Source organism: Bradyrhizobium tropiciagri (assembly GCF_001189845.1).
Classification (GTDB): domain Bacteria; phylum Pseudomonadota; class Alphaproteobacteria; order Rhizobiales; family Xanthobacteraceae; genus Bradyrhizobium; species Bradyrhizobium tropiciagri.
The window spans coordinates 18,972-37,012 of sequence record NZ_LFLZ01000035.1; the positions used below are offsets into that span (position 1 = coordinate 18,972).

24 protein-coding genes and 2 pseudogenes are annotated in these 18,041 nt (G+C 59.7%); 21 read left to right on the forward strand and 5 right to left on the reverse strand.

Features of this window, described 5'->3' with window-relative positions:
- Nucleotides 1-249 precede the first annotated feature (249 nt).
- From soxZ to AKN84_RS25350, 3 genes are read right to left on the reverse strand one after another with little or no spacing between them, the layout of a single operon-like run.
- Complete coding sequence (gene soxZ / locus AKN84_RS25340) at nucleotides 250-573, reverse strand: thiosulfate oxidation carrier complex protein SoxZ (protein WP_050423375.1); 324 nt, start codon at nucleotides 571-573, stop codon at nucleotides 250-252.
- Between the two features lie 19 nt (nucleotides 574-592).
- Nucleotides 593-1,048, reverse strand: coding sequence for a thiosulfate oxidation carrier protein SoxY (gene soxY, locus AKN84_RS25345; protein WP_050423313.1), 456 nt, complete (start codon nucleotides 1,046-1,048; stop codon nucleotides 593-595).
- A 48-nt stretch (nucleotides 1,049-1,096) separates the two neighbouring features.
- Nucleotides 1,097-1,333, reverse strand: a complete 237-nt coding sequence (locus tag AKN84_RS25350) for a DUF1127 domain-containing protein (protein WP_050423314.1) — start codon at nucleotides 1,331-1,333, stop codon at nucleotides 1,097-1,099.
- A gap of 126 nt (nucleotides 1,334-1,459) precedes the next feature.
- Here AKN84_RS25350 and AKN84_RS25355 point away from each other — a divergent pair, with 126 nt between their 5' ends.
- The 20 genes and pseudogenes from AKN84_RS25355 to AKN84_RS25440 all read left to right on the forward strand — a co-directional run bounded on the left by AKN84_RS25355 (nucleotide 1,460) and on the right by AKN84_RS25440 (nucleotide 15,073).
- Entirely contained in the window at nucleotides 1,460-2,455 is a 996-nt protein-coding gene (locus AKN84_RS25355; RefSeq protein ID WP_244485485.1) for a transcriptional regulator GcvA, read from the forward strand.
- A 518-nt stretch (nucleotides 2,456-2,973) separates the two neighbouring features.
- Entirely contained in the window at nucleotides 2,974-3,273 is a 300-nt protein-coding gene (locus AKN84_RS45980; RefSeq protein ID WP_128971135.1) for a hypothetical protein, read from the forward strand.
- A gap of 276 nt (nucleotides 3,274-3,549) precedes the next feature.
- Nucleotides 3,550-3,843, forward strand: a complete 294-nt coding sequence (locus tag AKN84_RS25365; protein ID WP_050423316.1) for a hypothetical protein — start codon at nucleotides 3,550-3,552, stop codon at nucleotides 3,841-3,843.
- Nucleotides 3,844-3,953: 110 nt separating this feature from the next.
- Complete coding sequence (locus AKN84_RS25370) at nucleotides 3,954-4,772, forward strand: hypothetical protein (RefSeq protein WP_050423317.1); 819 nt, start codon at nucleotides 3,954-3,956, stop codon at nucleotides 4,770-4,772.
- A gap of 87 nt (nucleotides 4,773-4,859) precedes the next feature.
- Nucleotides 4,860-5,600 carry an ABC transporter ATP-binding protein gene (locus AKN84_RS25375; RefSeq protein WP_244485486.1) on the forward strand — a complete coding sequence of 247 codons (741 nt, stop codon included), beginning with the start codon at nucleotides 4,860-4,862 and terminating at the stop codon, nucleotides 5,598-5,600.
- The gene (locus AKN84_RS25380) at nucleotides 5,587-6,960 is read left to right on the forward strand and encodes an ABC transporter permease subunit (RefSeq protein ID WP_050423318.1); all 1,374 of its coding nucleotides are present in this window, start codon (nucleotides 5,587-5,589) and stop codon (nucleotides 6,958-6,960) included. Before AKN84_RS25375 ends, AKN84_RS25380 begins: the two co-directional genes overlap by 14 nt.
- Complete coding sequence (locus AKN84_RS25385; protein ID WP_050423319.1) at nucleotides 6,957-7,682, forward strand: LamG domain-containing protein; 726 nt, start codon at nucleotides 6,957-6,959, stop codon at nucleotides 7,680-7,682. The genes AKN84_RS25380 and AKN84_RS25385 overlap by 4 nt, the downstream gene beginning before the upstream one ends.
- Before the next feature lie 333 nt (nucleotides 7,683-8,015).
- Complete coding sequence (locus AKN84_RS25390; RefSeq protein WP_128971136.1) at nucleotides 8,016-8,309, forward strand: hypothetical protein; 294 nt, start codon at nucleotides 8,016-8,018, stop codon at nucleotides 8,307-8,309.
- A gap of 367 nt (nucleotides 8,310-8,676) precedes the next feature.
- Nucleotides 8,677-9,265 (forward strand): annotated as a pseudogene (locus tag AKN84_RS25395) (superoxide dismutase).
- A complete protein-coding gene (locus tag AKN84_RS25400; RefSeq protein ID WP_050423321.1) occupies nucleotides 9,262-9,642 on the forward strand; it encodes a hypothetical protein in 381 nt (126 codons plus the stop codon). Before AKN84_RS25395 ends, AKN84_RS25400 begins: the two are co-directional and overlap by 4 nt.
- A 61-nt stretch (nucleotides 9,643-9,703) precedes the next feature.
- A complete protein-coding gene (locus AKN84_RS25405; protein WP_128971137.1) occupies nucleotides 9,704-10,645 on the forward strand; it encodes a DUF1259 domain-containing protein in 942 nt (313 codons plus the stop codon).
- Nucleotides 10,646-10,691: 46 nt separating this feature from the next.
- Nucleotides 10,692-10,877 carry a hypothetical protein gene (locus tag AKN84_RS25410; RefSeq protein ID WP_050423322.1) on the forward strand — a complete coding sequence of 62 codons (186 nt, stop codon included), beginning with the start codon at nucleotides 10,692-10,694 and terminating at the stop codon, nucleotides 10,875-10,877.
- 14 nt (nucleotides 10,878-10,891) lie between these two features.
- The gene (locus AKN84_RS25415; RefSeq protein WP_050423323.1) at nucleotides 10,892-11,275 is read left to right on the forward strand and encodes a hypothetical protein; all 384 of its coding nucleotides are present in this window, start codon (nucleotides 10,892-10,894) and stop codon (nucleotides 11,273-11,275) included.
- A gap of 49 nt (nucleotides 11,276-11,324) precedes the next feature.
- A complete protein-coding gene (locus AKN84_RS25420; protein ID WP_128971138.1) occupies nucleotides 11,325-11,519 on the forward strand; it encodes a hypothetical protein in 195 nt (64 codons plus the stop codon).
- A 57-nt stretch (nucleotides 11,520-11,576) separates the two neighbouring features.
- On the forward strand, nucleotides 11,577-12,272 hold the full coding sequence (locus AKN84_RS25425) for a chromate transporter (RefSeq protein WP_050423325.1): 696 nt from the start codon (nucleotides 11,577-11,579) through the stop codon (nucleotides 12,270-12,272).
- Nucleotides 12,269-12,751 (forward strand): chromate transporter, encoded by a 483-nt coding sequence (locus AKN84_RS25430; protein ID WP_050423326.1) that lies wholly within the window; start codon nucleotides 12,269-12,271, stop codon nucleotides 12,749-12,751. Before AKN84_RS25425 ends, AKN84_RS25430 begins: the two co-directional genes overlap by 4 nt.
- Nucleotides 12,752-12,894: 143 nt before the next feature.
- A pseudogene (locus AKN84_RS25435) lies at nucleotides 12,895-13,713 on the forward strand (cytochrome b); the annotation flags it as partial.
- Nucleotides 13,714-13,734: 21 nt separating this feature from the next.
- Nucleotides 13,735-14,148 (forward strand): hypothetical protein, encoded by a 414-nt coding sequence (locus AKN84_RS50770; RefSeq protein ID WP_430649931.1) that lies wholly within the window; start codon nucleotides 13,735-13,737, stop codon nucleotides 14,146-14,148.
- A gap of 278 nt (nucleotides 14,149-14,426) precedes the next feature.
- A complete protein-coding gene (locus tag AKN84_RS45985; RefSeq protein WP_128971152.1) occupies nucleotides 14,427-14,648 on the forward strand; it encodes a hypothetical protein in 222 nt (73 codons plus the stop codon).
- A 14-nt stretch (nucleotides 14,649-14,662) separates the two neighbouring features.
- Nucleotides 14,663-15,073, forward strand: a complete 411-nt coding sequence (locus AKN84_RS25440) for a hypothetical protein (protein ID WP_050423327.1) — start codon at nucleotides 14,663-14,665, stop codon at nucleotides 15,071-15,073.
- 72 nt (nucleotides 15,074-15,145) lie between these two features.
- On the opposite strand, the gene AKN84_RS25445 is transcribed toward AKN84_RS25440, so the two are convergent.
- A complete protein-coding gene (locus tag AKN84_RS25445) occupies nucleotides 15,146-16,567 on the reverse strand; it encodes a sensor histidine kinase (RefSeq protein ID WP_050423328.1) in 1,422 nt (473 codons plus the stop codon).
- Nucleotides 16,564-17,247: a response regulator gene (locus AKN84_RS25450; protein WP_050423378.1), complete on the reverse strand. Its 684-nt coding sequence runs from the start codon at nucleotides 17,245-17,247 to the stop codon at nucleotides 16,564-16,566. Before AKN84_RS25450 ends, AKN84_RS25445 begins: the two co-directional genes overlap by 4 nt.
- Nucleotides 17,248-17,461: 214 nt before the next feature.
- On the opposite strand from AKN84_RS25450, the gene AKN84_RS25455 reads away from it, so the two are divergent.
- Complete coding sequence (locus AKN84_RS25455; RefSeq protein ID WP_128971140.1) at nucleotides 17,462-18,010, forward strand: PepSY domain-containing protein; 549 nt, start codon at nucleotides 17,462-17,464, stop codon at nucleotides 18,008-18,010.
- Nucleotides 18,011-18,041: the final 31 nt, after the last annotated feature.

Below are 18,041 nucleotides of genomic sequence, written 5' to 3' on the forward strand. Positions count from 1 at the left end.
CTCAGGGAGTTGAACTTCGATGTGTCGCGGTTTGGCCAGCCGCCATATCGTATCCACGGCCGCGCGGCGGCAGGACCATCGATTGCGAGCGGAGCAGCGCGCTCTGCCGGGGCGGCAGGCGCGAGCCCGACCGAAATGAGGACAGATGCCGCGAACACGGCAATTGTTGCGCCGACCACTATCCAGCTTCGCGCAAGGATCATAATGGCAGCACTCCCTGGCAAGTCGCCAGCGAGGCGTGAACGCGCATCATAGGGTAATAGCCTTCTCTTCCGCAGTGATTACGGTGCCGTCGTCGTCGGTCCAGGTGAAATTGAACACGCCGCTCTCGTCGACCCGCACCGAAAACACGAGATACGGATTGGCAGCTAAGGCCGGTTCGAGGTCGCAGGCGAATACGGGCTTTCCGTTGAAGCTGCAGGTGAACCGATTGATGATCTTGCGTGGAATGACTTTGCCCGCCTGATCGCGGCGCAACCCATTCTCCATCTCATGGGCGACCAGAGTTTTTATCTGGATGATCTCGCCCTTGCGGATCTGATCGGGAATCTTGACGCGTGGCTTGTTGATCACATACACCTCCTGAAATAGGTCAGCCGCCGCAGCCGCCGATGGTGACCTTGACCTGCCTTTGGGCCATCAAGATGCGGTTCTCGCTGGTCTTGGCCAGGACGTGAATGGTCTGCGTGCCCGCAAGCCGTATCCGGGTCGCGACCATTGCTCGTCCGCTCATCGGCGTGAAATGAAACCTGGCAACCCGCGGCCAGGGATTGGCCTCGGCGACCACGAGCACTTCCACAACATGGCTTTCGGGCAGCATCGGATGGTCAATATCGATTGTGAGGGGGACCGCATTGCCGTTTTCCGCGATCTCCGGCAGATCGATTGCGATCCTGCCGGCGTCGGGGACGACGCCGGCTGTGAACTTGGCAATCTCGGCGGCCGCGTCAGCCGGCGCGGAATAGGCCGGGCTCAGCGTGCCGGCTACAGCAACGGCTGTTAGTTGTGCCGCAAGGGCCACGACCTCGCGGCGCGAGACGGATTTCATCAGACTATCTCCAATTCAAAATCGATCAATTCAGCCGGGTCGGCCGCGTCATCGCCAGAACGGCATATCGGCCTGCTTGAGGGCCTCTTCGCGGGTGAGCCCGAGGTCGGCAAGCAGGTGTGGGTCTTCTGCGATGACCCGCAGACCGGCGCGCTGGTGCATTCGCTCGCTGCAAGCGAGCCATCGGTCGAGCAGAGCCAGCCATGAATTGGTTTGATGACCCTTGGAGGTCGTGCTGCGCCAAAGCCGGGGAAAATGCTCAATGTTGGTAAAAAGCGTTGACATCGAACCGCTCCCAAATCCATGATTTCCAACTGTCGCAGCCTCCATACGGCCGGCCGGACCAGGTCCGCAAAGCATCGTTTCTCAGGCCTGCCCCAATTCTTCTCATGAACTTCTGGAGGCACAGCAATGCGCCCGCGCTTGCCGCCATTGAATGCATTGAAGGCCTTCGAGGCGGCCGCCCGGCATGAAAGTTTTACGCGCGCGGCGGAGGAGCTGTGCGTGACCCAGGGGGCCGTGAGCCATCAGGTGAAGGCGCTGGAAGCGGAACTGGCGGTCAAGCTGTTCAACCGCGAACGCCAAAGGCTGATCATCACTGAGGCAGGGCGCGACTATCTCGCCGTCGTGCGCGATGCGTTCGATCGGATTGCCGCAGGTACGGAGCGGCTGCTGCAGCGGCAAAGCGCAGGCGTTCTCACGGTCAGTACCTCTCCGGATTTTGCAGCAAAATGGCTGGTCCATCGGCTGGGCCATTTTGCGGAAGCTCATGCCGGAATTGACCTTCGCGTCTCCGCAACCCTGCATCACGTCGATTTCGCGCGCGAGGAAGTTGATCTCGCTGTGCGTCATGGCGACGGCAATTGGCCGGGTCTCGATGCTGTCAGGCTTGGCGCAGAACGGCTCTTTGCCGTGTGCAGCCCAAAACTCTTGTCCGGTCGTCGGCGCCTTGGCGGAGCAGCGGATATTTTGAAGTTTCCCCTGATCCATCTCGATAGCCGTTCCGACTGGGAGAAGTGGCTGCGCGGCGTTGGCATAGATGACGCCGGCGTCACACACGGTCCGGTGCTCAATCGGGCCAGCATGGTGATCGACGCCGCGATCAATGGGCAGGGCATTGCGCTTGCGCGCACCACATTGGCGGCTTGGGATCTGATCAATGGCCGGCTCGTGATGGCCTTCCCGGAATCCCTTCCCGTATCAAAGACGTACTGGATCGTCTGCCCGAAGGCGACTGCGACGCTGCCGAAGATTGCGACGTTTCGGGATTGGCTGCTGGCGGAAGCGGCGACAGATTTGCGGCAGCTCAAAAAGCTGCGTCTCAGCCCGGTGATCGGAAGCCGGCCCACGCCGGCCGCTCAGACCGATCGAGGGGGCGCCCGCTCAGGCGGGAAGCCGTCTGACTGAAAATAACGGGATACGACGTGAACTGGGTAGCTGAGCGCGCTCCTGGTTTGAGCGGCTGGCCCGGTTTTGGGTGCTTAAGACGGAGTAACCGATGGATGCATGGACTGTGACGATTGCTGCCGCGGCAGCGCTGTGCGCCGAGGCGCTGGCGGTCGCGGATGCAAATGCTGAGACGCTCGTGCTCAAGTGCTCGATTGGAGGGCAAGAGGCATCCGTGCCTTTCGAAGTAGACTTGACGAACAGAACCATCAACTCTGGAAGAGGGTGGTATCCGCGGAAGTGACTAGCCACTCCCTCAGGTGGCACGAAGACGGCGTTTTGCGCACCATCGATAGGGACACCTACGCAGTGTTTCGTCAGTTGCCCGATGGCTCTTCTTTTCAGATCGGGTCGTGCCGCCCGTCGGAAGGATGACAAGCCCGCTTGTGGTCGCTGACTACATACCCGCAAGGAACGCGACATCTCCGAACCGAAGCTGAAGCAAATCGTTAGCGTTTGTCCCAATGGAGGAGGAACGCATGCGTAGTCTCGCAATCATTACGGCAATACTGCTGTCCTGTGGTCTCGGTCCCGCCAACGCTGAGGAGTCGGGAAAAACCAACCAAGCCCAAGCTGTTCCAGTGCAACCGGACCAGACCCCTCAACAAGCGGAGCAATCGCGCGCCCAAGAGCGCGCGCGCGGCGAGGACGTAAAAATAGGCCGTGACTGGAAGGCCCAGGAGAACGATACCAATCGCACAGGGCGCGCGGACAAGGTGGACGAGGACCATCAGACGGTCGGCCGTGATTGGCGAGCGCATCCCGAGGAGAAACGTTGAGATCACTCCGTTCGAGAGGGTTTGATGCGACCTGCGAGCGCCGACGGCGCTGCAAAAAAGGCGATCTTGCGCCATGGCGCTGTTCGTTGCTGCACCAGCTTCCTGACAGGAATTTCAGCAACTCTTCAGTGGTGAGGCGCTGAGAGAGGGGCAAGATCAACTTAGTCAAGGCGATTCAGAAATTCGCAAGAGGTTCCGGGAAGAGCCACCGGCGCCACGACTGATCATCGTCGGCGGGGAGCTCGAGCAATCGAAACCGCGAAGAGGAGAATTGCGATGGATCGAAGATGGATACTGGCCGGTGGTGGCCTGTTGTTGTTGGGCCTAGCCAGCGTAGCCGTGGTGACCGCGGAGCCAGGCAAGGGCCCAGCCTTCATAGCGGGAGATCAACCGGTCACCGAGGATCAGGTACGCCAAAAGCTCCAGTCGGATGGCTGGTCGAATGTGCAGATCGTGCGCGATGGGCAGTATTTTGAGACTATTGGGTCGAAGGATGGGCAGACCGCTAAAGTCGCCGTTAATTCGCAAACCGGTCGGCTCAGGGCTGTCGACGACGATGACGACGATTGAGTCGATGAGCCTCCTTTATTGTGAAGTATCGGTGACATGGACGCCGTTGACAAATCTGTCAGTCGCACATTATTTGCGCGTTCGGGGAAGCGATCTCCCCGTGAGGCGACATGCCCAAGAATCGCGTCCGTTTTTTGAAAGGACGCTGCATGTTTGCTCTGATCCCACCGTCGGCTATTGAACGCGCTCGCTTGATCTGCGGGTGGGGGCGACCTGCGCTTAACTTACCGGCCACCGAGGTCGCACTTCGCGCTGCAATCGCCTTCCTGGCCGTGATCATGGGGATGAGCATCGGGCCTGTCTCCCCTGCGGAATCGAGCGCCATCGATCTCTCCCAACAGAATGTTGGTGCGCCGCCCGAGCAATTTGAGTTTTGGCGCGGGAGACAAGTCGATGTCGGCCATTGGGCGATCGTCGACGATTCGGGGGCTTCCGGCGGTACGGCCATCCAACGATCCGACCCGGATCGCACCGATCAAGCCGCACTTGCAATCTACGCCCCGGTGTCGATGACCAATGCAAGAGTACGGACGCACTTCAAGCTGATCAATGGATCGACGCCGAGCGCCGGCATTGCTTTACGGGTCACTGGTCCGGACGATTACTATCTTGTGCGCGTCGGTGAGGATAACCAGCGCATTTCGCTACTGCGCGTTGCTCGCGGGGTATCCGAGGAAATCGCGGGTGTGGATGCCGACATCGCGCGGAACCATTGGCAGACCCTGGAGGTCACTGCCAATGACAATGCATTCACAATTAGCCTGGACGGTGCATGGGTATTGACCGTGTTTGACGACAGCAAGTTGGTTGCCGGTCAGTTTGGAATCTGGACCGAGCGAGACGATCTCACGCGGTTCAATCAAGTCGAGATTTCCTCGATTACGGCCGACTATTCGCGTTTTGACCCTCAAGGTCGGCCAGGGGGCTGAAGGCATCCGAGTGACAATGACCGCAGGCCGGAGAATGTCAGTCTTACGCTTCTTAGGCCGCGCAATCGCGAACACGCGGGGTAAACCATGACGGCTACCAATTCGATGCCTAGTGGGATCTCGATGGAGCTTCTACGGGCCGCCGATCTCACAAAGCGTTATGGGGAGGACGCCGCTATAGCGGGCGTCACATTCGAGGCAGCGGCGGGAGAAGTGCTCGGTATCGTCGGTCCAAACGGGGCTGGCAAGACCACATTGCTGGAGACCCTGGCCGGTTTGATTGCGGCGGATTCGGGCGGTGTTTTCTGGCTTGGCGTTGCTTTGCCGCCGTCGCGCAGAAAAGCAGCGATGTTTTACCTCCCGGATGGGATCAGACCTTATCAGGATCGCTTCACCATCCAGGTTTTGAAGTTCTTTGCGAACGTTTACAGACGGTCGACTGCGGAGATCGCAAGAGCCGTCGCCGCTCTCGAACTACAGCCGGTGCTACGAAAGCGTGTGAGTGCGCTTTCCAAAGGCTACAATCGTCGGCTGCTATTGGCGATCGGCCTGCTGGCGCCTCAGCCTGTGTTGCTGATGGACGAGCCATTCGACGGCTTCGATCTTCGCCAGACCCGAAGCATCATCGAAGTATTGCGCAAATCAGCCGGAGACGGGCGCACCTTCATTCTGGCCGTTCATCAGCTCACCGACGCGGAGCGCGTTTGCGATCGCTTCCTTCTTTTAGCGGGCGGACAGATCCGAGGAATCGGCTCACTACGCGAACTCCGTAAACAGACGGGTATCCCCCAAGGATCGCTGGAGGAGATCTTCCTTGCGCTCACCTAAATCAGGCTTCGCGTCTACAACCTCCCTGCGTCCGCTACTCGCAAAAGAACTGGCGGAGATTGCGAGCGGCCGGGCGCTGTGGACCATGTTGCTGCTGGTCTGTCCCTTGATCGGATATAGCTTCGTTCAGGCGGTATCGCTCTACAGCGAGGCCAGTGTCGCGGCACTGCAGTCGCCCGCGGCAGCGGCGACCCTGTCGCCACTCGACGGCATTCTGGTCCCGACATTCGGTTCGTTTTACGTTGCGGTCACGCTGTTATTTCCCTTCGTGGCCATTCGCGTGCTTGGCCAGGAAAAGGAATCCGGCGCGTTGCGGCTTCTGCTTCAATTACCGTATCGGTCGTCCACACTGATCCTGGTTAAGCTGGCAGCTGTGCTTGCGGCCTGGGCGGTGGCAAGCATACCGGCGCTTTCCGCACTTGCGGTCTGGGTCATCTTGGGCGGCCATCTCGCGGCGCCGGAGACCGCCAATCTCTTGTTAGGTCATTCGCTTTACGGTCTCCTGGTCGGGTCGATTGCGCTGTTTGCAGCGACGATCTCCGACAGCTCAGCGACCGCCGCCATCGTCGCGCTCGCGGCAACCATTGGATCGTGGGTGCTCGATTTCACGCTGGCCGGCCGTTCAGGTCTGTCGGCGTGGATCGCACAATTGTCGCTGACCCAGACCTTGCGCAGCTTTGAGCAGGGCTTGCTCTCCGCCGGGCTCGTGCTCGGCATCTTGGCCGTAGTTGGCGGTTTTGCCGCGCTTTCCAGCGTATGGCTGCCGCCGGGCATCCCAATGCGGGCCAAGTTCGCGCGCTCCCTTCTCTGTGCGCTGCTGACATTCGCGGCGCTCGGCCTTGCGACGCAGGTCAGGACGTCGCTGGATGTCACCGAAGATCGCCGGAACTCCTTCGCTCCTGCAGATCAGGAACTGCTCGCAACGCTTCGCTTGCCGCTGGTCATTACTGTGAACCTCGCACCCGAGGACCCCCGATACATCGACCTGCGGCGCAATGTGCTCGGCAAGCTCGAGCGTGCGATGCCGAATGTGTCGATTGTCCTGGCCGGCAGCCGGCAGGATGTTGGAGGCGCTTCGGACACCTACGGCCAGATTGAATATGTCTACGGCGGCCGATCCGATATGAGTCGCTCGACCAGTCCACGCGAAGTGCTGCCGTTGCTGTATGCATTGGCGGGCGCGCAGCCGCCGGCGGCTATGCCGGGTGCAGAGTATCCCGGCTATCCGCTGGTTGCGAACGCGGACGCGACCCTGCTCTGGTTTTTCTGCTGCCTGCCGCTCCTGATAGCACTTGCCTGGTGGCGGAGCCGAAAACCACCCACCGTCAAATCCCTCGCATTTGAAGGAGGCCAACCATGAGCATCAGTAAAACAATTAAGGTGAGCGTTGTGTGCGCGATCGGCTTTGCGGGGCTGGCTCTCCCCGGTCTTGCCGCCCCGCCAGCGACCATCGATCTGGCCGGTGAAACCGTCGGCGCCGAACCGAAAGCGTTCGTGCCGGTCGTTGGCTTTTGGCGGGTCGAAGACGCCAACGGAAAGAAGGTGCTCGTGGTCGATGGCCGCCAGTGGAAGGAGGGGCAATCCTCGGCCGGCATTGCTGACAAGGCTCGCGCGCTCTACGGCGAACGTTATGCCGAGTTCCTCGATCGCGTTCAGGCCTACGCCTACTTTCCCTATGTGGTCGCGCCTAACGTTGAGAACTTCACGGACGGCGAAATTACCGTTCGATTCCAGGGATTGTCTGGTCGCATCGACCAGGGCGCCGGCATCCTGTTCGATCTCAAGCCGAATGGTGATTACCTGACCGTTCGCGCCAATTGTCTGGAGAACAATCTCGTGCTCTGGAAAGTCGAGAAAGGTAAGCGGTCCTCGGTCAACTGGGTCCGCAACACGCCGACCGCGACGCACCGGTGGCACGACCTGAAAGTGCGGGTCAGCGGGACGAAGGTCGAGGGCTATCTCGACGGCAAGCTCTACATGCAGCACACGCTCGCCCAGCCGATTTCGGGGCGGATAGGCCTGTGGTCGAAAGCCGACAGTCACATGTACTTCTCCGACTACACGGTCAGCACCGGCAACTGAGAGGGTGGGGGCGTTGGCTCTGCCCGACCCTTGGTCGCAAAGATTGAACGGTCGCAAAATGGGCCCCAGTTCGATGTGAAGCTGGGGCCAGTTGCAGGGGTGACAGCGTTCCGCTGACACGCTCTCAATCATAGCCCGGTCCTTTGCTGCTGCAGCTTCCTGACAATAATTTCAGAAACTCTTCAGTGGTGGCGCTCTGCGAAAGGCGCAAGATCAGCGCGATTGAGCCGCGCGGTGCAAACGCGGGTGACGTCGCGGAGCGTGCTCACCGAACAATCGATTGAGAGTTGTGAGACTCGGTCTTGCTGATGCCCTCACGACGGGAGAACTGCGATGGATCGAAGGTGGATCTTGGCAGGTGGTGGCCTGCTGCTGTTGGCGATAACCGGCGTCGCCGTGGTCACGGCCGAGCCGAGCAAGGGCCCGGCCTTCATAGCCGGTGATCAGCCGGTCTCCGAGGATCAGGTGCGGCAAAAACTGCAGTCCGACGGCTGGTCGAATGTCCAGATCGTTCGTGATGGACGGTATTTCGAAGCGATGGGTTCGAAGAACGGGCAGACCGCCAAGGTTGCGGTCGACGCACAGACCGGTCGGTTGCGCGCCGCCGATGATGATGACGATGATTGAGTAGAGAATAGATGTTCGGCTTGAACTAGACGAGCCAAGTCTAGGCGGGCGAGGAGCCGCGGAGCAACGCTTCGTTGGCGCGCGATATCTGTGGGCCTGGCTCTCAGCACGAGATCGCAGCGTTCACAGGGATTGGAAGCGTCGACGGCATTGACAAGTTCGTCGCTCGCGCCTTACTTGCAGGTACGGGGAAGCGATCTCCCCGCGAGGCGACATGCCCAAGAATCGCGTCCGGTTTTCACCAAGGGCGCACCATGTCTGCCGTTACCCGGGTTCTATCCCGCAAGCTCTCTGATCAGATTGTGCCTTTAGCTGCCGGCGTTCCCAGCGCCCGGTGGCTTGCCGGGCCATCTGTCAGGAGGCTGCCATGAGCTACGCCATCAAACCTCTTTCCTGCGATCCAGCCCGCGTGCGCGGCATGTCCGAGCGCATGATCATCAGTCACTACGAGAACAACTACGGCGGCGCGGTGAAGCGGCTGAATCTGATCGAGGAGAAGCTCGCCGAGCTCGACTACGCGACGGCGCCGAACTTCCTGCTCAACGGCTTGAAGCGCGAACAGCTGATCGCCAGCAATTCGATGATCCTGCACGAAGTGTTCTTCGACGGGCTCGGTGACGAGAGCGAGCCCGGCGCCGCCCTGAAAGAGGCGCTTGCACGTGACTTCGGGTCCTATGATCGCTGGCGCCGAATTCATCGCCATGGGCAAGGCGCTCGGCGGCGGTTCCGGCTGGGTGCTGTTGACGTGGTCGCCGCGTGACCGCAAGCTCGTCAATCAATGGGCATCCGATCACTGCCACACGCTGGCAGGCGCCACGCCGATCCTGGCGCTGGACATGTACGAGCATTCCTATCACATCGACTACGGCGCCAAGGCTGCCGACTATGTCGGCGTCTTCATGTCGGCAATCAATTGGCCGGCTGTCGACCGGTCTTACGCGGGGCTCTCAAAATGATGCTGTCGCTGCTGCACCGCATCGTGTGGACCGCCGGCGCGATCGTCTTGGCATCGGATTCTACAGGATACGCTGCAGAGCAGTTCAAAATCCTCGACGCCAGCCAGATCCGGGCCCGCATCGTCGGCAACGACATCACCGATGGTCCCCACTGGTCAATGTATTTCCGGCAGGACGGCAAGCTGATCAGCGCTGAGTCCGGAAGTTCGTGGACCGGACGCTGGAAGATCCAGGGCAACAAGCTTTGTTTGTCGTTGCCCAGCAGTACGGAGCTCGAATGTAACGAGGTGTGGATGTCCGAAACGAACGTCAGAATGCGCGTCAACAAGGATCAGGAGACGTTTGACGCGATTATTGCCAGACATCACGGCAACTGAGCGAATTCGGAAGCGGGATCGAAAGGTGGGGGCCTGTTTGACCCAATCAAGGAGGTTCACAATGCGTCTGAAAAACTGGCTGGCTGCTTCAATCGTGGCGGCGGCGTCCGCTTCGAGCGCGAATGCGCAGCCCATCGACTGGAGTATCTTCACCGAGCCATTCATCTCCAGTGCCCACGCACAGGCAATCGAGTGGCAAAAGATCGATGAGGTCTTCGGCCGAAAACCGGCGGTCTCCGGCGAGGTGCATCGTTATGGGTTTCCGCGCAGCGACCTGACCGTCACGCTGGATGGCGTGACCATCAAGCCGTCGTTGGCGCTCGGCGGCTGGATTGCGTTCATGCCGATGCATGGCGAGGCGATGGTAATGGGAGATCTCGTTTTGCTGGAAACCGAGATCAATCCGGTGATGGCGAAGCTCGTCGCGGGCGGGCTCGAGATCACCGCGGTTCACAACCACCTGCTGCGGGCAAGCCCTGCGACGTTCTACATGCATGTCGGCGGTCACGGCGATCCCGTGAAAATGGCATCCACCATCCGCGACGCACTGGCAACGAGCAAGACACCGCTGACGCCATTGGCTGCGGCGGCACCGCCGGCTATCGACCTCGACACCGCGCAGCTTGACCAGATCATAGGCGTCAAGGGGCAGAACAATGGCGGCGTCTACGCCTTCGCGGTTCCGCGGCGCGATCCGGTCAACCAAGGTGGGATGCAACTCGCACCGGTTGGCCCAATGGGTGTGGCGCAGGCCATCAACTTCCAGCCGACGGGTGGCGGCAAGGCGGCGATCACCGGCGACTTCGTGCTGACGGGCGACGAGGTCAATCCCGTGATCAAGGCCCTGAAAGAGAACGGCATCGATGTTACCGCGCTGCACAGCCACATGCTGGATGAGCAGCCGCGCCTGTTCTTCATGCATTTCTGGGCCAATGACGACGCCATTAAGCTGGCGAAAGGACTCCGCGCGGCGCTCGACAAGACCGCCAGCACCAAGAGTTAGCAAATCCAAGATGGATTGAGGCAATGCAAACAGAGGGGGACTATCGATGAGGAAGCTTATCCTCGGACTGTCGATGTTAGCGGGGCTCCTTGCCGTCGATCGGGCGGCGGAAGCGCAAACCTCGTGCAAGGTTTGCAGCGAGCAACGTCAGGCCTGCATGAAGAACTACGCCGGGCCTGCCTGCAAGACCGAGTATCAGATGTGCCTGAAGTCGTGCAAAGCAAAGAAGTAGGAGCTGGCAGGAGCGTGCCGCGCCAGATCCTCTCGGTCGGGACGATCGCCGCCAGCATCGCGGTGTTGCTGGCGGTCGACGGCCGGCCCGCCTTTGCCGACAATCTTCAAAGGCTTTCGGGCGCGCAGATCCGGGCTAAACTCGCGGGAAAGCAATTCACCGACGAGGTTCATTGGCGCGACGTCTACGAGCGCGACGGCAGGTTCAGGGGCTATTCGATGGGCCGCAAGAGCACCGGGAAGTGGTCCATCCGCGGCGATGAACTTTGTCTGGTACTGCCGGCGCCAGACGATGGCTGTTTCGAAGTAACTGCTTCGGGGCGGCGGGTCGTGATGACGCCTATGGGCAATGGCTTGGTCATCGAGGGCGTCATCGAGCCGATATCCGATCCCAAATAGCTCGTTGACGTCCTGCTGATCGAAACGTGATGACCGGAGGAGAATGGTCATGAAGAAACGAAAAGACTCGATGACGAAAGATCGATCGTCCCCTGTCACCAAGGCAGGTGCGAGCTCCACCCTTGTCTTCATTGGCGATGCACAGATCGTCAGTGACGGCTTTCGAATCGCGCTGGACGCGATGTCGGCGAATGCGGACGACTTGCTGATCGTCGACGTGAAATCAGGCACGCATGAGGAATGATGGCCGCTTTCTGGATTGTTATCCAGGATTGCCGGCAATTGAAAGGAAGCTTGTCAGATGACCACGACCCAAGCTGAACGCCACGGCAAGACCGAACTGGCGCGCTATTTCCTGCGTCTCGGCTTTCTCGGCTTCGGCGGCCCCGTGGCCCTCGTGGGTCAAATGGAGCGGGAACTGGTCAACGACAAGAAATGGCTGACCAAGGAGCAGATGCGGGAATCGATTGCGATCTGCCAATCCCTCCCGGGGCCGCTCGCCATTCAGGTCGGCATCTATGTGGCCTGGCTTCGCTGCGGCTTCTGGGGTGCCTGGATCGGCGGTTGGTGCTTCATCCTGCCCAATTTCGTCATCGTGGCAGCGCTCGGAGCGCTGTATGTCTACCTCGGCGACCTGCAGCCAGTGACGGCAATCTTCTATGGCGTCAGCCCAGCGGTGATCGCGCTCATCCTGCACTCCTGTTATCGCCTGGCGAAGCTCGGCATGGAGGATTGGCTGCAATGGGCCATTGCCGGCGTTTGCCTCGTCATTACCGTGGTCTTGCAAGCCGAAGTGGCGCTGCTGTTCATCGGCGCCGGCATTGTCGGAATCCTCTACTACGGAAGCATCTTCAAGCGCTCGTCGACGGCGATGCAGATCGCCCTCATTCCCGCGGCCGCGCCGGCCGTCGCTCCGGCCGCGACGGGCTCCACGCTCGGCAAGCTCATGCTGTTCTTCCTCAAGGCCGGCTCGATGACCTTCGGCAGCGGCTCGTGATCGTCCCGTTCCTGGAGCAGGGGCTGGTCCAGCAATACGGCTGGCTCAATCAGAGGGAGTTCCTGATCGCCGTTGCGATCGGCATGATCAGTCCGGGGCCAGTCGTGATCACCGCGACCTTTGTTGGCTATCTGGTCGCTGGCTTCTGGGGTTCGCTTGTCTCAACCGTCGGAATTTTCCTGCCGTCGTTCTTGCTGGTGCTGATCGTGGCACCGCTGTTGGCGCGGCACCGCGGAAATCCGAACGTTCAGGGGTTCGTCAAGGGGGCCTACGCCGCGGCGATCGGCACGATCTTGGGTGCCTGCATTCTTCTTGGGAAGATCGCCATCGGTGACTGGCTCACGATTGCTGTCGCGGTCGTGTCGCTGGCGGTTCTGTTCCGCTGGAAGGTTAGCAATCCCATGCTCATCGCCGCAACGGCGGTCGTCGGCCTCATCGCCTACCCGTGGCTGCAGCCTGCATGGGTGATGGTCAAATGACCGACTTGAATCGCGCAAGGCATTCCTGGAAAGGACGGCCGGCAACCATCATTGGCCGATTTGCCGCACTCCTGCAGGTACTCGCGCCGAGCAGAAAGCATTGTGCACTGGCATAGCTCCTGATTCGAAGTAGGAGGCGAAAGATGTCATCGCAGAGCATCGAAAGAGGATCCCAATCGAAGTCGCAGTTCTCAAACCCTGTCGTTCGCTGGATCGACTATCGGCTTCCTGTCTTCACGTTCCTAGATCACGAGCTGAACTCGTATCCAACGCCGCGAAACCTGAACTATCTCTGGAATTTCGGGTCGCTGGCAGGCATCGTGCTTGTAATCATGATGGTGACCGGGATCGTGCTGGCAATGCACTACGTTCCGGCGGGTGACGGGGCATTCCGGTCAGTCGAGCACATCATGCGCGATGTGAACTACGGGTGGCTGATCCGATACGTCCACACGACGGGCGCATCGATCTTCTTTGCCGTGGTCTACATCCACATTTTTCGCGGTCTTTATTACGGATCCTATAAGCCGCCGCGCGAGCTGCTTTGATGGCTCGGCATTGTCATACTTTTATTGATGATGGCGACCGCCTTCTTCGGCTACACCTTGCCATGGGGGCAGATGAGTTTCTGGGGCGCCACCGTCATTACGAATTTGTTCTCCGCTATTCCTGGAGTTGGTGACAGCATCGTGACCTGGTTGTGGGGTGGATTCACGGTGGGGGATCAGACGCTCAATCGGTTCCATTCCTTGCACCACCTCTTGCCGTTCGTAATCGTTGCAGTGGTCGGCCTGCATCTCGTCGCGCTGCATCGTTTTGGCTCCAACAATCCGACCGGCGTCGACACGAAGGACGTGGGCGACACAATCCCATTCCATCCCTATTACACGGTGAAGGATCTGTTCGGGTTGGCCGTCCTTTTCCTGTTCTTCAGCTGGTTCCTGTTCTACGAGCCCAATGCACTTCTCAATCCGGACAATTACATCCGCGCAAATCCGGCGGTTACACCGGCCCACATTGTGCCCGAGTGGTACCTGCTCCCGTACTACGCCATCCTGCGGGCCATCCCGAACAAGCTCGCCGGCGTTACCGCCATGCTAACCTCGATCCTTGTCCTATTCGCGTTGCCATGGCTTGACACCAGCCCGGTTCGCTCAGGGCGATTCAGACCCATGTTCAAGGTGTTCTATTGGCTGCTGGTCGCAGATTGCGTGTTACTGACCTACGCCGGTGGAGAGCCGCCTGAAGGCACCTGGTTGATCATGAGCCGGATCGGAGCTGTGTACTATTTCGTCCATTTCTTCCTGGTTCTGCCGCTTGTGGCAAGGATCGAACGTCCACGACCGCTTCCGACCAGCATCAGCCAAGCCGTTTTGCCAGCGACCGGTTCAGGCTGACTCTTCAAGGAGTTCGATGTGACAACGACGATAAAGCTCAAGCACAACAGCATGACAGCGCGCGCGCTGCGCATTGGCTATGTCCGTTTCGCTGGAAGTAAGCACACCCGGCGCTGATCGCGGCAACAGCAGACGCAGGGCCGACTATCCGCTGCCGCAGGCGCCGTGGGTGTTGGTGAAATTGTGGGTTCGTCAAAATAGAACTTGGGGCGCCAGGCCAATGTGAGGAGTACCCCATGACAATGCGAAGTGTCGCACTTGCAATCCAGGCGCGGTCGATGGTTATCCAGAATGTAATGGATCATACCGGCCACTCCCGCCATGAATTCGACGCCCACGATATTGAAGCGCTCGCCGAGGCGGAGAGACGTTTCAGAGAGTTGACTAGCGAAGGGTATGTGGCAGCAGTACGAACTGTGGAGGGTGAATCATCGCGAGTGTTTGCGTTTGATCCAACCGCAAAGGAAACGCTGTTCTTCCGGCGCCTAAGAGGTGGATAGAAGGCGTTTCGTTCATGTCGATCATCGGCAGATGTGCAGCTCAAATTTCGCGATTTCGTGCGCTGCGGCGGCTGTATCACAGCTTTGTCAGAGAAAATTCAGCCGAAGCGAAAGGGCGAGCGCTTCTACGGGAATGGTTGACGCCAGCACAGAGGAGACAGTTCGTGGAGCAGGGTTTCTTCGATGTCGTCGGTGGCGCGACTCGCAGGCGGTACCGAGTGCAATACGGGTCCGTTGCGAACGTGCAGGAAATCGATTTCGAAGGAAAATCCGGAAGTATCTTGTGCTTTGCCCCCGAGGGCTATCTCGTCCCAGGCGACATCATGCTTGCGCAGAAGATTGCCTTGGAGGCAGATGAACTAGCGGCGCTGGCCGTAGCGACCCGGGTGGCACCGATAGTCAGGGGCTCCATCCGGTCGCTTTAGAGGGCGGGAGCCTCCCAACCGTTCCAATTTGTCTGCTGGTCTTGAGTGCAGCGCAGGCCATCGCAACGTGTTTCACGATGATGACGCAGCTTCTCGCCTGCGCAGTTCATAGGACGACCGTTGATCCCCACCGCCTGCGGACAAATCATCCCGAGCCGGTAGAATAACCCGGAACAAGCTTCCCTCGGTCTCATCGTTTGCAAGTTCGATGTGTCCGTCGTTCGCCTCTACCGCCCAGCGAGCGATTGCGAGCCCCAGTCCGACCCCGCCCTCTTCCCTGGAACGGCTGGTGTCGACGCGATAGAAACGATCGAAAATGCGATCCCGGTGCGCGGCGGGAATCCCCGGGCCGTTGTCTCGGACCTCGATCATGGCCCGCCCGCCCGTCGCACTCACTTCGACGGTAATCTTGCCGCCAGTTGGGGTGTATTTTATTGCATTGTGTATCAGATTCATGAGCGCATGCCGGATAAGCGCGGCGTCTCCCGTGACGGGGACCCGGATCGGAGCCTGGAGCATGAGTTCCTGCTGCTTTTCGTCGGCGAGCACATGAAGCTGATCGATGACAGTTCCTGCCAACACCCCAAGGTCCAGATCCTCCGCCACCAAGTGGACTTTTCCCGAGTCGGCGCGCGTGAGGATCAGGAGGCTCTCGACAAGGCGCGTGAGCCTGTCGACCTCCTCCAGCATGCTGCCGATGACGTCGCGGTACGCAACGGTATCGAGTGTATTCTGCAGCGCCACCTCCCCAACGCTGCGCATCGCGGTGAGTGGGGTGCGCAGCTCGTGCGAAGCATCGGCGGTGAAACGGCGCAGTCGTTCGAACGCGTCTTGCAGGCGGGATAGCGTGTCGTTGAACACCGTCGCAAGCCGCCCGAACTCGTCCTGGGCATTATCGACCGGCAGCCGTTTAGCGAGCGATTCCGCCGTAATCTCTCGTGCCCTTTGCGCCATGGCGCCGACCGGGGAGAGTACGCGGCCGGCAAGGAAGTAACCTCCCGCCACCGCCAGCCCGGCAGCAAAGGGAATACCCAACGCGAGTATGACGGCGAGCGTCCAAAGGGTTTCGCGCAGGGAGCTTTCGTCAAGCGCGGCGGCCACGCGGTAGGAGGATCCAGTAAAGCTATGGACGCGATAGCGACGGCCGTTCGAAGCTGTCCAAGACAGCGGCGATGCTGGGTCGCCTGATTGCAGCGCACGTGATAGTCCTTCTCGCTCCCATGCTTCAGTTTGCTCACGGATGCCGCCGGCATCGTCCACCCGGAACAATGTAATGCCCCACTCGGAGGCCAAATCCTTCAGTTCGTCCGGCTCCTCGCGATAGACCTTACCAATGGTCGCGATCTGCAGGCCGAGTTGCGCGTCCAACGCGGCGTAGAGGCGGGCCTCGACAAAAAGCAGGATGCCTGCCGAAAATATACACACGATCAGCGTCAGCACAGCTGCGTGCCAGAGCGCAAGTCGCGCGCGCACGGTCGGCGGGTGAAATTTCATTCTTGCCTCCCGCTTAGAAGGTATCCAAGGCCGCGCACTGTGTGCAGGAGCTTTCTTTCGTAGGGCTCGTCGATCTTGCGACGCAGCCGCGCGATTGTAACGTCGATGACGTTGTCGAGTGGCGTAGCTCTTGCCGTTGCGTGCCATACATCGCGCGCCAGCATCTCTCGTGACACCACACTGCCGCTGTGGCGCAGGAGGTATTCCAGCAATTCGAATTCCTTCGCGGTCAGCTCGAGAGCATGCGCTCCCCTGGACACCTTGTGCGTGACGAGATCCATCTCAAGATCTTCGTGCTGTAGCTTGAGGATCTGGTCCATGCGTCCGCGACGGAGCAGTGCCCGGATGCGCGCGAGCAGCTCGGAAAATGCAAACGGTTTTGTGAGGTAGTCGTCGGCGCCTTGGTCGAGGCCAATCACCCTGTCCTCGACCGTGTCCTTCGCCGTGACGACCAATATCGGTGTCTGATTGCCACATTTGCGCAGCGTCGCGAGGACATCGATACCGTCCCGGCGCGGCAGCATGAGATCGAGCAGAAGAAGATCGAAAGAACGTTGGCTTGCGAGGAAAAAGCCCTCTTCCCCGGTCGCAGCGATCGTGACCTCGTAGTGTTCTGATTCAAGGCCCTCGCGGAGGGCGTTCGCGACCTTCTTTTCGTCCTCAATGATCAAAATGCGCACGATGTGTTCCACCTTGAGAGCGGCTCTCGCGCCAACATTATAGGCCGGTTCCTGCCTGCCGCAGCGTTCCTGACAGGGATTTCAGGAACTCTTCAGTGGTGGCAGTGCTGAAAGACGATCAAATTGAGTTCAGGCCGCAATGCCGCGAGTGGCTTGGTGGCAGCGCAAGAGAAGCCTTGACGGCTTGGCAGCTCGATCAATGGGAACGTAAGTCATGACCAGACGACAAATGTTGCTGACGTCGGCCCGCAGCTTCGTACTCATTGCTTTGGCAGCATCCTTTGTGGGTCATCGATCGGCTCTTGCGACTGGCCCGGACCAGGAACAGGCCGACCTCGCGAACGCGTTGAGTGGCGTGAAGGTCAGTCTGCAGCAGGGCTTTACGGCCAGCGAGCAGGAAGGCCAACCGATTTCCGGAAAATTCGAAATGGATGAGGGCAAACTCCAGCTTTCAATTTACACGACCAAAGAAGGAAAGTTCTTCGAAGTCATCGTCGATCACATGACCGGAAATATCACCAAGGTCGAGCCGATCACCGAGGGCGAAGATCTCACCCACGCCAAATCGCAAAATGCGGCGATGGACAGGGCAAAGGCCAAGCTGGCGGATGCTGCGACCAGGGCGAAAGGGCAGGCGAAGGGAGAGGCTGGGGACGTGGTTGTCGTAAGCGCCATGCCAGAGCTGAAAGATGACCGTCCGGAAGCCACGATCGTTCTGCTGCAAGGAAAGAGGTTTTCGACTGCTTCGGAACGGCTCAACTAGAAGAGTGGTCGAATTCACGATTTCGCCTCTC

Coding starts and splice junctions, on each gene's coding strand:
- soxY (WP_050423313.1), bottom strand. CDS start 1,048: ATGAAATCCGTCTCGCGCCGCGAGGTCGTGGCCCTTGCGGCACAACTA.
- AKN84_RS25350 (WP_050423314.1), bottom strand. CDS start 1,333: ATGTCAACGCTTTTTACCAACATTGAGCATTTTCCCCGGCTTTGGCGC.
- AKN84_RS25355 (WP_244485485.1), top strand. CDS start 1,460: ATGCGCCCGCGCTTGCCGCCATTGAATGCATTGAAGGCCTTCGAGGCG.
- AKN84_RS45980 (WP_128971135.1), top strand. CDS start 2,974: ATGCGTAGTCTCGCAATCATTACGGCAATACTGCTGTCCTGTGGTCTC.
- AKN84_RS25365 (WP_050423316.1), top strand. CDS start 3,550: ATGGATCGAAGATGGATACTGGCCGGTGGTGGCCTGTTGTTGTTGGGC.
- AKN84_RS25370 (WP_050423317.1), top strand. CDS start 3,954: ATGCCCAAGAATCGCGTCCGTTTTTTGAAAGGACGCTGCATGTTTGCT.
- AKN84_RS25375 (WP_244485486.1), top strand. CDS start 4,860: ATGACGGCTACCAATTCGATGCCTAGTGGGATCTCGATGGAGCTTCTA.
- AKN84_RS25385 (WP_050423319.1), top strand. CDS start 6,957: ATGAGCATCAGTAAAACAATTAAGGTGAGCGTTGTGTGCGCGATCGGC.
- AKN84_RS25390 (WP_128971136.1), top strand. CDS start 8,016: ATGGATCGAAGGTGGATCTTGGCAGGTGGTGGCCTGCTGCTGTTGGCG.
- AKN84_RS25400 (WP_050423321.1), top strand. CDS start 9,262: ATGATGCTGTCGCTGCTGCACCGCATCGTGTGGACCGCCGGCGCGATC.
- AKN84_RS25405 (WP_128971137.1), top strand. CDS start 9,704: ATGCGTCTGAAAAACTGGCTGGCTGCTTCAATCGTGGCGGCGGCGTCC.
- AKN84_RS25410 (WP_050423322.1), top strand. CDS start 10,692: ATGAGGAAGCTTATCCTCGGACTGTCGATGTTAGCGGGGCTCCTTGCC.
- AKN84_RS25420 (WP_128971138.1), top strand. CDS start 11,325: ATGAAGAAACGAAAAGACTCGATGACGAAAGATCGATCGTCCCCTGTC.
- AKN84_RS25425 (WP_050423325.1), top strand. CDS start 11,577: ATGACCACGACCCAAGCTGAACGCCACGGCAAGACCGAACTGGCGCGC.
- AKN84_RS45985 (WP_128971152.1), top strand. CDS start 14,427: ATGGTTATCCAGAATGTAATGGATCATACCGGCCACTCCCGCCATGAA.
- AKN84_RS25440 (WP_050423327.1), top strand. CDS start 14,663: ATGTCGATCATCGGCAGATGTGCAGCTCAAATTTCGCGATTTCGTGCG.
- AKN84_RS25445 (WP_050423328.1), bottom strand. CDS start 16,567: ATGAAATTTCACCCGCCGACCGTGCGCGCGCGACTTGCGCTCTGGCAC.
- AKN84_RS25455 (WP_128971140.1), top strand. CDS start 17,462: ATGACCAGACGACAAATGTTGCTGACGTCGGCCCGCAGCTTCGTACTC.